The sequence below is a fragment of the Microcoleus sp. Pol1C5 genome, assembly GCF_036701115.1.
GTDB lineage: Bacteria > Cyanobacteriota > Cyanobacteriia > Cyanobacteriales > Microcoleaceae > Microcoleus.
Genome location: NZ_JAUBQE010000003.1, coordinates 38,479 through 53,754 on the forward strand (window position 1 = coordinate 38,479; position 15,276 = coordinate 53,754).

Genomic DNA, 15,276 nt, shown 5'->3' on the forward strand with positions numbered 1-15,276 from the left:
TAGTGCAGATATTGGTAAACCCACCCCCGCCCGAATCTTATAGTTATAGCGATCGGACTTGATATTAATCGAAATCGTCTAGTCCAGGTCTGGGCATGGATGCTAATTTTTTCTCATCTTCTAGGGGCAGAAAGAAAATCGTCAGCATACCGGGAATCACAGCCAGCGCGCTCATCAAAAAATAATTTTGATAGCCGAGATTCTCCTGCAAGTAGCCGCTATAAACGCCCGGAATCAGCACTCCTGCGGCCATAAAAGCCGTTGTAATTGCATAGTGAGATGCTTCGTATTCAGGGCGGACAGTCCGCATCAAGAACACTGTATAGGCAGCTACGCCAAGTCCGTAAGTAAATTGCTCGATCGAATTTACAGCATAAGCCCATTCAATCCCCGGTTGATTGATTGCCAACAGCCAATACAGCACGTTAGTTGAATTTTGCAGAATTGCCGTCGGCCACATCCATTTTTTCAATCCTTGTTTTGCAATTAAATAGCCGCCCAGCAACCCTCCAATTAACAGAAAAATTACTCCGATCGTACCCGATAACAGACCCATGTCCGATGTAGAAACTGCTAATCCTCCTTCCTCCACTTTATCCATTAAAAATGGCGGAGCCATTTTAAACGTCAAGGCATCGCCTAACCTAAAAATCAAGACATAAGTAACAATCCAACCAATTTTATCTTGCTGAAAATAAGTTTTAAAGGCTTCGATAAAGCTTGTTCTTTGTTGGGGGGTGTCGGATTCCAGATCGTAATTTCGAGGATAGGGAAGATACCACCGCTGAAACAGATAAATCAGCACAAACATAATCGCACAAATGCCAAAGGCTGTCGCCCATCCGTAGTTAAGCGCAGACACGCTAAAATCCGAACCGAAAAGTGACAGTGGAATGTTTTGATATATTTTGGTGTCGCCTGTATTTCCAGTGACTAAATGCTGTTCGGCCAGTTTCCCGGCTAAAAAAACCAATAAACCGCTACCGGCAATGACAGCACCTCTATAAGCCGTGTTGCGAACCCCGACAAACAAGGCTTGCTGGTCTTTATTGAGAGTGTTTAAATAAAATCCGTCAATGGCGATGTCGTGAGTAGCTGACACAAAGGCGATCGCCGTAAATATAACAAGCGATATAATAATCGGTGCCGGCGTCAATACACCAAAAGCTAGGAAAGCAAACAGAAAAGCACAAATGATCTCGGTTGTTAAAATCCATTTGCGTTTGGTGGAATGCAAATCAACAACTGGGCCCCACAAACCTTTTAATACCCAGGGAAAAGACAACAGACTTGTCAATCCGATGATCTTGTTGGTGGTTCCCAGATCTTTCAAAAAAATCACCGACATTAAATTAACGACGGTGTAAGGGAGACCTTGAGCGAAATACAATACTGATACCCACAATCCAGCGTTCTGCTTTTTTTCCATTGCAAAGATATTTTGGCGAGTTACTTATCTAATTTACTGAGTGCGAGCGACAATTCCGGTCAATTAAACCGCTTGCATCACAGTATATGTCATTCCGATGCCAGCGGCAGCCATATAAATAGTGTATTTTAGCATCCTTCTGACTCACAAATATTTCTATTTTTGGGATAACCGTGCAATAATTTTTCTCCCTTAAAATGAACGAGGTAAGCGCGAATATTATTGTCCCAATGATAAGTGCCATAGGTTCGCAGCAGTTCCAAAGCACTTTCTTCTATTTGGTAGGCCGTTTTTGGACTATTCGCCGGACGTTCGGGACTGTCAGGATTAACAACAATTAAACCTGCATCTAGAAACTGATGCACAGTCTGGCGGCGCACAGTTTCCCGCGTATTTGGCGCATATTTTTTACTGTACTCCTCCTCCATAAATTCCATAATTGGTGTTATTCCCCGAAGTGGAGATTTTGCCAATCCCCAAGCATCCTTTGGCTTGAGGTCAAGCAAAGCCAGAAGGGTTAAGGCGGAACGTTCGTTAAGCTGACCTTTTGGAAAACCCAGCGCTGCAAGTATTTCTAGAGATTCATCAATACGGTTCTTGATTGTTATCGGACTATTTTCTAACGGATTGGTCGCCTTCAGCAGTTGTGTCTCGACAAGTCGATCGATCTCCCGCTGTGTAGGAAATATTTCTCCTATTTGAGCGCCAAGTAAAAGTAATTGCTCTACATTAGGATACTTCAAATTGCGTAAATCCGTAGCATTAACTTGAGTGTGTCCGTTGAACAGTCGGAAAAACGCATCTACCAAACTCGAATTTAGATAAACGGCCAATCCCCGCGCCAGGGTGAGGTCTAATCCGCGTCCCTGTTGGTGAAAGTAATTCAAATGGTTCTCAAAACCCACGCTAGAACTATTAATTTTATTGGCATCCCAGACAACTGCAACAATTCGCTTTTTCTCTTCCTTTGAGGAGAAGCGCTTGCTCAAAACATAATGTTCGTTAGGTACGAGGAGTGCAGCAGTTTTTTCCGTGACTGCTAAAGCTTGATGCTTTCTCGTTGCTGTGGGATATTCAACACCGCCAGCCGAGAAGTGGGCCGGATAAATCAGCGGAACTGTACCGTTCTCAGGTTTTAGCCGCAAGTCAGAGCGAACACGAAAATCTACAACTTTTCCGGTGGAAACTGTTAAGCCTAATTCCTCTAGGGTGCAAGTAAATTGAGTTATTTGCTCGACTACTTTCTGGCTGACAGAATCCGGTAAAATCCGAATAAATTGCTCGGAGTCTTGGGGATTAATTAGGGCGGTATAGGGCAGTTGGTGAGACAAAACCAGGTCGTCGCCCGCGCTGCTGCTTGAGGTAATTAGTACAGTATCTGGCTGTTCTATTTGTTTGGTGGCGCGCACAATAATAGTTTCTTGCAGCACCGCATCATCGCGAAATGGCAACTGTCGGGATTCAAAGATGTGTACTTGGCGTAAAGCCATCATTTGAAGGAATACTTTGCGGAAGTCTCGAAAGTATAAACCGTTGCAAAAGCTGCGGGGAGTAATCGATACTAATTCACCGTTTGGTTTGAGCAGGTGAGCTGCAGCAACTGTAAAGCCGGCGTAGAGATTGCTGGTTTCTAGTCCTATAGAACGCAGCAAGGTTCGGGCTTGGGATTTAGCGTCTATCTTGGCATAGGGAGGATTGATAATTGCATGGGTAAATTCCCGTTTTGCTTGTTGTGTAAATAGATTGGGCTGCAACATATCGGCGCTGTCTTGAATAAAATCAATTTCGCGAACCTCACAGGTAAAAGATATCCCAAAATGCTGACATTCAATACTGCATAATTCTAAGGTTTGCTTGAGGTATTCAATCAAAATAAGGTCAATTTCATAAGCTGTAACGTGCAGGCTGTGCGGTTTTTTTGGGCGCTGGCAAAGTTCGCAAACAACGGCTGCTAACAGCGAACCAATTCCTGCACCGGCATCTAAAAGCGATATATCGGGACAGTTAAATTCAAACATTCCCGCCATCAAACTTGCGACTGAGGAAGGTGTTAAAAATTGTCCTTTTTCTCCTCTCTGGCTTGGCTGCAACTTTCGGGTTGCTTCTTGGCGCCAGCTATCTACTCGATCGAGTAAATTGCTTGCAGTTGAGTAGCTGTTACCCGGAAGGGCTAGGGTTTGAAAGTGCGGTAGTATCATTTGTTCAAAAAGTGCGATCGCCTGTTCACTGTATTTTCGCCTAAAATTGCACCGATGTGCAAAAATGTCAACCGCACTATAAAATATATAACTTATCCAAAAGTATGTTGACTGTTCATATAGCTAGATCGGGAGGTAGCTAACGATGACACAAACTGAAACCAAGCGTTATGATTTTACTTAAGTCTCTAGGTCTAAGTTATGACAACTGTCAACTGGAATGAAGTTTTAGATAGTATTTCACAGAATGCAGAAGAGTCAGAAGTCGAAGATCGATTTGTCAAACGCCTTCTAAATGCACTGGGATTCACATCTGATGAGTGGGTACAAGAGTTTAAAACAGGGAAGGGTTCTGCTGATTTTGCTGCTCGCAAGAATCACGATGAGGATAAATTTTCATTTTCTAAGATTAACCCATACTTAATCATTGAAGTTAAAGGGAGAGTATCAGGAAAGGCAATCAATAACTTAGCAGAAGGTACTCCCACGTACAAAAAAACTAAAGAACAGATAACACGTTATCTTCTTGATGCTAAGTGCCAAACATCTCAATGGGGTATAATCACTAACTCAACAGATATCCAGCTATTCCGTAAACATGGTAAAATCGTATTGCCTGCTACTGACTGCATGAGGATAACCAAAGATAATATTATTAAAATTATTACTAAAATTAAGAACTTGCTGGAAAACCCACCCACAGCTTTAACAATTTGCATCTATAATGATAAGGGAGGTGTGGGAAAAACTACAACTACAATCAACTTGGCGGCGATTCTTCGACAACAGCAGAAAAAAGTGCTTGTTGTTGACTTCGATCCACAACAAGGAGATTTAACAGATTCATTAGGCTTACAGGAGGGAAAAATCAAACTATCTGATTGCCTGATTAAGACAGCACTTAATGTTAAAGAAACTCTTCAAGCATTTAATGTGAAGAATAAAGCAGGTCTATTAGTTAAGGTGTTTGATGTCATCCCATCTGATTCAGGATTATCGAAGTTCATGACTCATGAGTATGAATCACAAATTGACAAAGGTTCAGCAAGGCTGCGAGATTTGCTTGATATTTTTGTTCGTGATTATGATTACATCTTAATTGATGCACCTACGAACTGGACTTTTTTTAGTAAAAGCTGTGTGATAGCTTCCGATGTAATCCTCATGCCAACAGAACACAATAACTTTTCATCTTTAAAAAATGCTGCTAAAGTGATTAAAGTATTCTTACCCGAAGTTAAGAAGCTTAGGCAGGACGGTGGCCCTATTGCGTTGCCGATATTTTTCAATAGATATAAAGCAACAGAGGCTTCAATCAAAAGAGCAACTGCAGAAATTAAAGCAATTCTTACAGTTAAGAAAGGAGACACTTATCCTCTAGATCCTAATTTGTTACCCTATTATTGGCCTAAATCTACAAAAACGGTGATTGACACAACTATATTCACTGTTCCAGAATATGAAGTTGTTTCAAGTGCAGCTTTTTCTCGAAAACCAGCGGTTTTTCAAAACAAAAAAGCCGCTGAAGATTATTTTAAATTAGCTAGGGAGTATTTCTTGTATGAATAATTCAGAAAACATCGGTAAGTTAATGCACTTGGAGTTAACTAAAATTGAATCAGCAGAATCCTGCTCTGAGTCAGAGTTTATTATTGCCGGAGCAGCCGAAGCCATCTTACAATCGGGTAATCGAAATTGGATTCCGATTATCGTCAAAGAAACAGGCGATTATCAGTATGAAGTTGTGAGCAATAACTTTGTCTATGCTGTTGCTAAAAAAGCTCAATTAGAGCGAGCCTGGTGTATTGTCATTGACCCAAAACCATCAAATATTGAACAAGCGAAGATTCTAGCGCGAGAAGCAAATCCCACAGTCAATCTGAGTACAGCATCAAAAGATACTATTATAGCTGTACTTAAATACTTAGTTAAAGAGCATAATTGGAAGAATCTAAAACCAGTTGAAACTGCCAATAAAATTGTAGATTCTAACCGCGAGCAATGGTCAGATTTCACCCCCCTGACTAAGTTACAATGTGGTTTGACCAAGGCGAGATTAGATTTTATTGCTAAAGTATTTTCTATATCACCGCCACCGCCGCCGCCGCCTCCTCCTCAAGCAGTCAGTGTGAAACGTGCCTCAAAAGATGAAATTTTTGACCGTCTCAACTATTTATCAACCAATAAAATAGGAGGCTTTGAAAATATAGATGCCGAAAAAACAGCCGATGCTATCTTCACCGCGAATAAAGGCAAGTGGAAAACCCTAACTCCAATTTCCAAACTTGAAGGCGGCCTTGATACAGCCCAAATGAAAATCATTAAAACCCTATTTACCCTCTAAAACTATGTTAAGTGGTGTAGCGGATTCAATTTACTGGCTCAACCGCTATATTGAAATATCGGAAAATATCGCCCATTTTGCCGAGGTCAATTTTAATCTCATCCTCGACTCTCCCAGCGGTATTACTCAACTATTTACCGATCTGCCCACTTAATCTACCATTGTGCGAAAATGTCAAGCGGACGCTCAAACCAAAAGTCCGTAAAGGACTGTTAAACGCTCTCTCACACATTTCTGATGCGAAATACCAAAACATTCTTTTTGTCAAGCTTGTTCCTGATTGGCTTAACAATTAGTTTTCTGCTGACTCCTGGTTGGTTCTCAAACTTCCCATCCCGCGCGATCGCAACTATGCCCCCGCAAACCCAAACCTCAGAATTTCGCGCCTTCTGGGTGGACGCCTTCAACCCCGGCTTCAAAACGCCTCAAGAAGTCACAAAATTGATCGCAGACGCGCAGCGGGCAAATGCCAATGCCATCGTCGCCCAAGTCCGCCGCCGTGGCGATGCCTTTTACACCAGTGCGATCGAACCCCGCACCCTCGACCCCAACGTTCCTGCCGGTTTCGATCCCCTGCAAGATTTGATTGACAAAGCCCACGCCGCAGGCATTGAAGTACACGCTTGGATGGTGACGCTGCCTGTGGTTTCGGGTACCAAACTTCCCGTCGGTCACGTTTGGCAACAACACGGGCCTTCGGCCCCAGGAAACGACAATTGGGCGATGCTGACTTACGGGGGGGAAGCCCAAGGCTATCTCGATCCCGGTCATCCAGACGCCGTAGATTATACTGTTTCCGTCTATTTGGACTTGCTGAAGCGCTACGATGTGGACGGCGTACAGTTGGATTATGTGCGCTACGGCGGGCCGACTTGGGGCTACAATCCGACTGCGATCGCCCGTTTCAATCAGCAAACAGGTCGATCGGGCAAACCCGCACCCACCGATCTTGCGTGGATGCAGTGGCGGCGCGATCAGGTAACAAATTTAGTCCGGAAGCTTTATGTAGAAAGCCTTGCGATTAAACCGCGCGTTAAAATTACCGCCGCCACGATCGCCTGGGGAGACGGCCCGAAAAACGATGCAGGGTGGTATCAAACGCAGCCTTACAAAGAAGTATTGCAGGATTGGCGCGCTTGGCTGGAAGAAGGGATTGTAGACATGGCGATGCCGATGACTTACCAGCGCGAGTACAAACGGCAGCAAAAACTCGCTTATGACAACTGGATCGAGTACGCCAAAGACCACCAGTACAACCGCCAAATCGCGATCGGCCCCGGCAATTACCTCAACTACATCGAAGACACTCTAGGCCAGATTCGTCGCGCCGAACAGCCGTCTGCGAAAGGAAATCACGTCGCAGGTACGGTGCTCTATTCCTACGCTAGCAGCAACGTGTACACGAATGTGGAACTGCGATCGGGCGGCAGCGGAGATTTGCCCCGCCAGCCTTGGAAATACGTTCCCCAAAGCAACGATTTGTTTTACACCGCGCTGTCGCAGCCGAGTCAATACGTTGATGCTGCGACGGGCAAAACCTATGAAACTCAGCCTGTGTGGGCGACAGCAGCAGCGGTTCCCGATATGCCTTGGAAGTCGCGGCCGACTACAGGTGCGATCGCCGGAAATTTGCAGCAGTGCGATCGAACTTGCGACGGTGCGAGCTTGACATTGCAGTCGATCGATGATCCTGGCGCGGTGCGTCAACTGCGCGCCGATGGTAAAGGATGGTTTGGGGCGATCGAGCTTTCTCCGGGAACTTATCAGTTGAAAGTTGACGGAAGTCAAATTCAACAAACAGTTAATGTTGTCGCCGGTGAAGTTGCAAAAATCAATTTCGGAGCATCTTAATCACTTTTTAGGGTGCGCCGTGGTGGGCTATTGCGATCGACTTACAGCGTATCCCGGGTTTATAGAACCCATGTAGGATCTTTTTGTTGTCTCACAAGCCTTTGAGGTATCTAGGTTTTATCTGGTTTGATGCCTGTTAGCTTAAAGTCCTGACTCTGGTATTAAATTCTCTAGTAAAACGATGCCCTCAAAACCATATAGTTCGCTCAAGAAGATACCAAATGGGTTCTATAAAGTTTCTAAGATTTCTGACTTAGGGAATCTTACTTTTGCGAGTGAAGCATACTTATCTGCTTCAGAGCGATAGCCAGCCGCACAAGCTACGACGGTAGTAAAGCCTTTTGCAGAAAGACCCAACAGGCGATCGTAATTGACAGGTTCAATTCCTTCCATTGGACAGGTGTCAACACCAAGCAATGCAGCACAGGTCATAAAGTTGCCCAGTGCAATATAAGTTTGGCGCGTTGACCATTGATTGATATTAAAACTGCGGGCACCATCCACCAAGTCACTGACGATTAGATTCCGATATCCTGCCATTGCCTCTACGGTCCCGCCCCGCAGCTCGACAGTGCGAGCCATAAAGCGATCGACATCCTCGGCAGTGAGATTCTTTTTAATCGCGAACACGACATAATGAGAGCAATCAGTAACCTGTGACTGATTCCAGGAGTGGGGCTTGAGCTGTTCTTTAAGTTCCGAGCTGGTAATAATCAGAAATTTCCAAGGTTGAAGCCCATAAGAAGATGGTGTTAACACTAACGCATCTTCTAAAGCTGTCCAGATTTCTGGAGCAATTGTTTTGGCTGGATCGAACTGTTTGGTGGCATATCGCCATTTGAGATTTTCGAGTAAGTCTGTCGTAGTGATGTGATTCATTTCTTTTACTTAAGAGATTGCAATTAATCATGGTTGAAACGGATAATTACAGGCTGGTTGCAAATAATCCTGGTTCAAATGAAATGATAACGGTAGCGGTCTGCAAAAAGTAGCGAGCAGGTCGATTTGCTCCCCCGACAGACTAATTTTTAGCTAATTCCTAATCGCTTTCCAGAATGCTTGCCAGCAAAGCTTGCTGCGCGTGCATCCGATTTTCTGCTTGATCCCAAACGCGCGATTGACTGCCCTCAATCACGTCATCCGTAATCTCTTCATCCCGGTGTGCGGGCAAACAGTGCAATACAATTGCATTCTTATCTGCTAACTTCAGCAATTGTTCATTTACCTGATATGGCTTAAACAAAGGAATCCTGATTTTTGCTTCCTCTTCCTGTCCCATACTCGCCCAAACATCAGTATAAATCACTTGAGCATTCTTCACAGCAGCTTCTGCGTCCGCCGTCACAGTAACTTCTGTTTTTCCATTAGCAATATTCTTAGCTTTTTCCACTATCTCAGCATTCGGCTGGAAATCTTGAGGGCAAGCAATTCTGACATTCATTCCCGTCATTGCACAGCCCAACATCAGCGAATTTGCCATATTATTGCCATCGCCCAAATAAGTCAAAGTCACCCCTTCCAACTTGCCAAAACATTCTTTTACTGTCATTAAATCTGCCAGCACTTGACATGGGTGTTCGTCATCTGTCAGCGCATTAATCACAGGAATTTTGGCATAATTGGCAAAAGTTGCTAAGTCCTTTTGCTCGAACGTCCGAATCGCCAAAATGTCTAAATATCTGTCTAAAACCCTGGCTGTATCTACCAAAGGTTCACCGCGGCTGACTTGTGTAACGTTGGGATTGAGGTCAATCACTTGCCCTCCCAATTTATACATTGCCACCGTAAAACTTACCCGCGTTCGCGTTGAAGCTTTGGAAAATAACAAGCCGAGAACTTTATTGCGTTTCAGCTTGACCATTCCCGATTTTAAACTGCCTGCTAGATCCAGCAAATAATTTAATTCATCTATGCTTAAATCTGCCAGACTTAATAAATCTCGCCCTTTTAATGAATCCATGCTTTCCCCCACACACAAATTTTTAACTGTGTCTTAAATCTTAGCCCGCAGAGGTGGGTTTTGTTTCTGTAATCCCTAGTTGACATCTGCGGGTAAGGTTTATGCGGGCAATTGCTCGATCGCGCGATCGATCGAATCGCAACCTTGTTCAACCGTTTCTACCACAGCCAACACGCCCCGCAATTCCCCAGCGCCGGGGAAACCCTTAGCATACCAGGTTAAGTGCTTGCGCGCTTGGCAGACACCGCTTTCACCTTTATATTCCCACAAAGCCCGCAAATGTTCTTTAGCACATTCGAGGCGTTCAATTGGTGTCGGAGCTATCTTTTCCACACCAGTTTTCAAGAAATAATCAACTTCTCCCACCAAAAAAGGATAGCCCAAAGTTCCCCGCGAACACATCACTCCATCTGCACCTGTTTCTTCCAGACATCGCATCGCTGCTTCCACTGAAAAAATATCCCCGTTAGCAATAACAGGAATCGATAAAACTTCTTTCACTCGGCGAATCCACTCCCATTTTGCCGGGCCGGTGTAACCTTGCGATCGAGTGCGGCCGTGCACGGTAATCATTTTTGCTCCCGCATCTTCCATCCGCTTCGCAAATTCCAAAATATTAATTTCTTTGTCAGTCCAACCAATCCTAGTTTTAACCGTGACAGGAACATCTACCGCTTCCACAACAGCCCGCACAATTGCCTCGGCCGTTTCCGGGTCTCGCAGCAGGGAAGAACCACCGCCGTTTTTAGTAATTTTGTTAACCGGACAGCCCATATTAATATCAACAGTATCCGCTCCTTCTGCCACTGCTTTCTGCGCCGCTTCTGCCAAGAAATCCGGCCGGCAGTCAAACAATTGAATGCTAATCGGGCGCTCGTTCGGGTCAACTTCCATAATTCTCGGCAGTTGCTTCACGTAGTGCAAACCAGTAGCGTTTACCATTTCCGTGTACATCATCGAATCCGGCGCGTAGCGGCGCACCAGGCGGCGAAATACCAAATCGGTAACGCCGGATAAGGGCGATTGCAGGACGCGGCTTTTAACTTCAAAATCGCCGATTTTGAGCGGAGTTGCTAACCTTTCTTTTAATTCTGGAGATAGAGCAAGCATAGTCGATCGCACTTCAATTATAATATCTGTATATTATACTACACTTCAGATAGTTGACAGTTGTTAATTATATTTTTAGCCGATTATTGAGTGACAGGTAAAAGTATATTTAACCTGACCGCAATGCCTATTTTACACATCCCGATCGCCCTAATTTGAATATTGTGAAACCAGGGCCCAAACGCCAACGCCGACCACAGTTAAATCTCTGTGCCGCTTCGATCTATCTATGGGGTGTGACCATTAATGAGGGATCTACCTACTAAGAGTGTTGCCCAAGTCATATTTTTATTGTTTAATTTTGCCGAATGCTCTGCCTGCCTTCGGCTCCGGCTATCTTCACACGACTAATGCTTAAATTTATTGGGATTGTGCAAAAGCCGTACATCAGATCGTTTTAAACTACAATTGGTGGATTCCTGACGACGCCGATCGAACATTAAAAAAATTGTAGAGAATTCCTATGGACGCCGCAGCACTCTGGCAACGCTATCAAGACTGGCTTTACTATCACGAGGGATTGGGACTTTACCTCGATATCAGCCGCATGGGATTCGACGACGCTTTCGCAGCAGCACTGAAACCCAAATTTGACAAAGCTTTCAAAGACATGGCAGCTTTGGAAGCAGGTGCGATCGCCAATCCCGACGAAAACCGGATGGTGGGCCACTACTGGCTGCGAAACCCCGATTTAGCTCCCACTCCAGAATTAAAACAAGAAATAGTCGAAGGCATAGCACAAGTCGAAGCATTTGTCAAAAAAATTCAAAACCGCGATATTAAACCGCCCTTTGCTCCGCAATTTACCGACATAATTTCGATCGGCATCGGCGGTTCGGCCCTCGGCCCCCAATTTGTCTCCGAAGCTTTATCCCCAGACATTCCGCCCCTAGCAATTCATTTTATCGACAACACAGATCCCGCTGGGATCGATCGCATCCTTAACAAAATCAAAGACAAACTCGTCAGCACCCTAGTAATTACTATCTCCAAATCCGGCGGCACCCCCGAACCCCGCAACGGCATGATTGAAGTTCAAAAAGCCTTCGCCGCCCAAAAACTCGACTTCGCCAAACAGGCAGTTGCCATCACTGGAACAGACAGCAAACTAGACAAATTAGCCAAATCCGAAGGCTGGATTGGCAGCTTCCCGATGGCCGACTGGGTGGGAGGACGCACTTCGGAACTCTCAGCAGTAGGACTTTTGCCAGCAGCTTTGCAAGGCATCGACATTCGGGCGATGCTCGACGGCGCTAAAGTCATGGACGAAGCTACCAGAATTCCCGAAATTAAAAACAATCCCGCCGCCCTTTTAGCCATGAGTTGGTATTTTGCCTGCAACGGACGTGGCGAAAAAGACATGGTAGTTTTGCCTTACAAAGATTCCCTGCTATTGTTCAGCCGCTACTTGCAGCAATTAGTCATGGAATCGATCGGCAAACAGCAAGATTTAGACGGCAACACAGTTCATCAAGGAATCGCAGTTTACGGCAACAAAGGCAGCACGGACCAACACGCCTACGTCCAGCAACTGCGAGACGGCGTGCCGAATTTCTTCCTAACATTTATCGAAGTTTTGGAAGACAGGCAAGGCATTTCCCCAGAAGTAGAAACCGGGGTCACTTCGGGAGATTATTTGTCTGGTTTGTTGCAGGGAACTCGACAAGCTTTGTACGAAAATCACCGAGATTCCATTACTGTCACAATTCCCCAAGTCAACCCTCGGACAGTAGGAGCATTAATCGCCCTCTACGAAAGAGCCGTAGGTTTTTACGGTTCCTTGGTGAATGTCAATGCTTATCACCAACCGGGCGTCGAAGCAGGCAAAAAAGCGGCCGCTGCTGTATTGGACTTGCAGCAGCGGGTACTGCAAGTGCTCAAAGACGCCCAAAAACCTCTGTCTGTCGCAGAAATAGCCAAAAAAGCAGGAAAGCCAGAGCAAATCGAGACAATTTACAAAACTCTGCGGCATTTGGCAGCCAACGGGCGCGGCGTAGCTTTGGAGGGAACATTAGCACAACCTGCTACTTTAACAGCAAGTTATAAACAGAATTAAACAGTAGAATTAAAAATTAAAAGTGAAATTAGTCACTTTTAATTTTTAAGGTTTAATTTTTAAATTCCCCTCATGCCCTTGACGATTCTGGTTGCTGACGACGATTTCGGGACTCGCTTGTCGATTACCGATTATCTGGAAATTACCTGCGGATACTCTGTAATCGCTGCTGAGAACGGCAAAGAAGCTTTAGGTTTGGTAGAGGAATTTCAGCCCCACTTGATTGTTACCGACATTACAATGCCCGAGATGGATGGCTACGAATTCGTGCGGCGAGTTCGGACTCGTCCCGCTTTCCGCTTGCTGCCGGTGATTTTTTTGACGGAACGCAAGACCACGCAGGAACGGATTCGCGGCTATCAGATGGGGTGTGACAATTATCTCGCTAAGCCTTTTGAACTCGAAGAATTGGGGGCGGTAATTCGCTCTTTGCTCGATCGCTACGCTCTAATCGCTCAGGCCCCCTCTCGTTCCCCGGAACCCGAACCGACGCCAACAGAGGCAACCAGCAGAGGCAATGACAAGCCAGAAGCAGATTTTTTAACTCCAAAGTCAAACACAGGCGATTCCCTACGGGATAGCTCCGCTTCACGGGCATCTCCCAGCCAAAATGCTCCGACTTTGACTCAGCGAGAGCGACAAGTGCTAGATTTGCTGACAGAAGGTCTTTCTAATATTCAAATAGGTTCCCGGCTCCACCTCAGCCCTCGAACTATCGAAAAGCACGTCAGCAGCTTGTTCAGAAAAACTGAAAGCAACAACCGAGCAGAACTCGTTCGCTTTGCAATGGAACACCATTTAGTCAGATAACCGCCAACGCGATCGGGCAAGAAAATTACCTGCACTTACTTACCACACTGAATAAATAGCATCATGGTCAACAATTACTTAAAAAATCAGAAAATTTTATATGCAGCAGCATTAGCAGCTTCCATAATTTTCTGTATTGCGATGACATCAATGGGAATCACCAAGTATTACAGCGTTTTACAGGGTGGAGAAAACTATAACGATTTCCCTTCCAGCGGTTTCAGTCTCATTCGACTTATAATTAACGGTTCCTACTTGGTAGCAACGGTTACATATATTATCTGGTTAAGTCAAAAAAAGCAGACAAGTTCCAGCTTTCTAGACATTTGTAAGTATGCAATCCCCTTTCTGGCAATTGCCCTCATAGCTTATCCCCAAAGCAATGACATTTATATGTACTTGCATTACGGAGCGATGAGCTTACAAAAAATTAATCCTTATCTGAATAATCCCGATACCTTAATTTCTAACGTATCTCCTTTCCTCCACTGGGGGCAAACTTCTACCTACGGTCCCGTTTCTTTATTCTTTTTTGCCCTATCAGCACTTGCTGTACCAATTAGCCCGTTAGTGGGAATTTATTTTTTTAAAATAATATGTTTATGCGTACATACACTCAATGCTTACTTGATTTGGCGATTACTCAAAAATTCCGAGAACCGTAGCCTGATCGCAATGGCATATCTACTCAATCCAATGCTCTTGAACGAGCAAATAGTTAATGCTCATCTTGACGTTTTGCTGGCTAATACATTGATTGTTTTTATAGGATGTATTTATTACCAACGTTATGTTTTGGCAATTTTAGCAATTTGGGTGGGTTTTCTAGTAAAAACATTACCTCTAATTTGGTTTCCCTTAGTTTTTGCTTTCCTCTGCAAGCAGCGTCGGTGGAGAGATTTAGCAGCAGTATCCCTACTTTCTTTATTAATAATTACAGTCATAACTTATACATTTTTACCAACAGTTGCAGCTTGGAAAAGTTTGTTAAATCCAGGAGTATCCTCGGTTACAGCTCGCTCGTTTCACCACCTGATAAATTTATGTCTCAACTTCTTCCCAAATATAACTTTTGAAACCCGCCAAAGTATCCTATCCTTCTTTAAAGTTTTTTCCTATTGTATCTGGATAATTTACTACCTAGTGACGTTACTTAAATCATACTTCCGCAGCAACTATTCTGAAATCAATTTGGTATCAGATATTGGATGGATAACTCTTAGTTTGTTTTTGTTTGCTACACCTTGGCTAATGCCTTGGTATCCCTCTATTCTGCTGCCAATTGCTGCTTTGAGTATCAATGCTCCCCATTTTGTCTTGACAAGCTTAACTTTTGCTCTGTTTCCCAGTATCCTTTTAGGGGGAGGGGGTGGAAATAATCCGATCTCTATACTTACAATTTTGATCACCGTTATTCCTCCTACAGCCTTACTCGTACTAAGGCGAAGATTTGTCAGAAGTATTTAAGTTATAGTTCCAAAGAAGAGAGAAAATATAGTTTCCGATCACACCGAGAGT

General features: G+C 44.4%; 12 protein-coding genes. 7 read left to right on the forward strand and 5 right to left on the reverse strand.

Translation table 11 applies throughout. From position 1 onward, the window contains the following. Positions 1-64: 64 nt before the first annotated feature. Positions 65-1,429 carry an MFS transporter gene (locus tag QUA23_RS02360; RefSeq protein WP_333072983.1) on the reverse strand — a complete coding sequence of 455 codons (1,365 nt, stop codon included), beginning with the start codon at positions 1,427-1,429 and terminating at the stop codon, positions 65-67. Positions 1,430-1,557: 128 nt separating this feature from the next. Then, positions 1,558-3,627, reverse strand: coding sequence for an Eco57I restriction-modification methylase domain-containing protein (locus QUA23_RS02365; RefSeq protein ID WP_333072984.1), 2,070 nt, complete (start codon positions 3,625-3,627; stop codon positions 1,558-1,560). 201 nt (positions 3,628-3,828) lie between these two features. On the opposite strand from QUA23_RS02365, the gene QUA23_RS02370 reads away from it, so the two are divergent. The 4 genes from QUA23_RS02370 to QUA23_RS02385 all read left to right on the forward strand — a co-directional run bounded on the left by QUA23_RS02370 (position 3,829) and on the right by QUA23_RS02385 (position 7,822). After that, complete coding sequence (locus QUA23_RS02370; RefSeq protein WP_333072985.1) at positions 3,829-5,196, forward strand: AAA family ATPase; 1,368 nt, start codon at positions 3,829-3,831, stop codon at positions 5,194-5,196. Further along, positions 5,189-5,971 carry a hypothetical protein gene (locus QUA23_RS02375; RefSeq protein WP_333072986.1) on the forward strand — a complete coding sequence of 261 codons (783 nt, stop codon included), beginning with the start codon at positions 5,189-5,191 and terminating at the stop codon, positions 5,969-5,971. The genes QUA23_RS02370 and QUA23_RS02375 overlap by 8 nt, the downstream gene beginning before the upstream one ends. A gap of 4 nt (positions 5,972-5,975) precedes the next feature. Then, complete coding sequence (locus QUA23_RS02380) at positions 5,976-6,125, forward strand: alpha-E domain-containing protein (protein ID WP_445243466.1); 150 nt, start codon at positions 5,976-5,978, stop codon at positions 6,123-6,125. A gap of 83 nt (positions 6,126-6,208) precedes the next feature. Beyond that, entirely contained in the window at positions 6,209-7,822 is a 1,614-nt protein-coding gene (locus tag QUA23_RS02385) for a family 10 glycosylhydrolase (protein ID WP_333072988.1), read from the forward strand. Positions 7,823-8,050: 228 nt separating this feature from the next. On the opposite strand, the gene QUA23_RS02390 is transcribed toward QUA23_RS02385, so the two are convergent. The 3 genes from QUA23_RS02390 to dusB all read right to left on the reverse strand — a co-directional run bounded on the left by QUA23_RS02390 (position 8,051) and on the right by dusB (position 10,892). Then, on the reverse strand, positions 8,051-8,701 hold the full coding sequence (locus tag QUA23_RS02390) for an NAD(P)H-dependent oxidoreductase (protein ID WP_333072989.1): 651 nt from the start codon (positions 8,699-8,701) through the stop codon (positions 8,051-8,053). Between the two features lie 160 nt (positions 8,702-8,861). Beyond that, positions 8,862-9,782: an ornithine carbamoyltransferase gene (gene argF / locus QUA23_RS02395; RefSeq protein ID WP_333072990.1), complete on the reverse strand. Its 921-nt coding sequence runs from the start codon at positions 9,780-9,782 to the stop codon at positions 8,862-8,864. Between the two features lie 99 nt (positions 9,783-9,881). Further along, on the reverse strand, positions 9,882-10,892 hold the full coding sequence (dusB, locus tag QUA23_RS02400; protein WP_242724764.1) for a tRNA dihydrouridine synthase DusB: 1,011 nt from the start codon (positions 10,890-10,892) through the stop codon (positions 9,882-9,884). 463 nt (positions 10,893-11,355) lie between these two features. Here dusB and QUA23_RS02405 point away from each other — a divergent pair, with 463 nt between their 5' ends. The 3 genes from QUA23_RS02405 to QUA23_RS02415 all read left to right on the forward strand — a co-directional run bounded on the left by QUA23_RS02405 (position 11,356) and on the right by QUA23_RS02415 (position 15,225). Next, positions 11,356-12,948 carry a glucose-6-phosphate isomerase gene (locus QUA23_RS02405; RefSeq protein ID WP_333072991.1) on the forward strand — a complete coding sequence of 531 codons (1,593 nt, stop codon included), beginning with the start codon at positions 11,356-11,358 and terminating at the stop codon, positions 12,946-12,948. A gap of 72 nt (positions 12,949-13,020) precedes the next feature. Next, positions 13,021-13,758 (forward strand): response regulator transcription factor, encoded by a 738-nt coding sequence (locus QUA23_RS02410; RefSeq protein ID WP_333072992.1) that lies wholly within the window; start codon positions 13,021-13,023, stop codon positions 13,756-13,758. 63 nt (positions 13,759-13,821) lie between these two features. Continuing rightward, positions 13,822-15,225 (forward strand): hypothetical protein, encoded by a 1,404-nt coding sequence (locus tag QUA23_RS02415; protein ID WP_333072993.1) that lies wholly within the window; start codon positions 13,822-13,824, stop codon positions 15,223-15,225. Positions 15,226-15,276: the final 51 nt, after the last annotated feature.

Coding starts and splice junctions, on each gene's coding strand:
- QUA23_RS02360 (WP_333072983.1), bottom strand. CDS start 1,429: ATGGAAAAAAAGCAGAACGCTGGATTGTGGGTATCAGTATTGTATTTC.
- QUA23_RS02365 (WP_333072984.1), bottom strand. CDS start 3,627: ATGATACTACCGCACTTTCAAACCCTAGCCCTTCCGGGTAACAGCTAC.
- QUA23_RS02370 (WP_333072985.1), top strand. CDS start 3,829: ATGACAACTGTCAACTGGAATGAAGTTTTAGATAGTATTTCACAGAAT.
- QUA23_RS02375 (WP_333072986.1), top strand. CDS start 5,189: ATGAATAATTCAGAAAACATCGGTAAGTTAATGCACTTGGAGTTAACT.
- QUA23_RS02380 (WP_445243466.1), top strand. CDS start 5,976: ATGTTAAGTGGTGTAGCGGATTCAATTTACTGGCTCAACCGCTATATT.
- QUA23_RS02385 (WP_333072988.1), top strand. CDS start 6,209: ATGCGAAATACCAAAACATTCTTTTTGTCAAGCTTGTTCCTGATTGGC.
- QUA23_RS02390 (WP_333072989.1), bottom strand. CDS start 8,701: ATGAATCACATCACTACGACAGACTTACTCGAAAATCTCAAATGGCGA.
- argF (WP_333072990.1), bottom strand. CDS start 9,782: ATGGATTCATTAAAAGGGCGAGATTTATTAAGTCTGGCAGATTTAAGC.
- dusB (WP_242724764.1), bottom strand. CDS start 10,892: ATGCTTGCTCTATCTCCAGAATTAAAAGAAAGGTTAGCAACTCCGCTC.
- QUA23_RS02405 (WP_333072991.1), top strand. CDS start 11,356: ATGGACGCCGCAGCACTCTGGCAACGCTATCAAGACTGGCTTTACTAT.
- QUA23_RS02410 (WP_333072992.1), top strand. CDS start 13,021: ATGCCCTTGACGATTCTGGTTGCTGACGACGATTTCGGGACTCGCTTG.
- QUA23_RS02415 (WP_333072993.1), top strand. CDS start 13,822: ATGGTCAACAATTACTTAAAAAATCAGAAAATTTTATATGCAGCAGCA.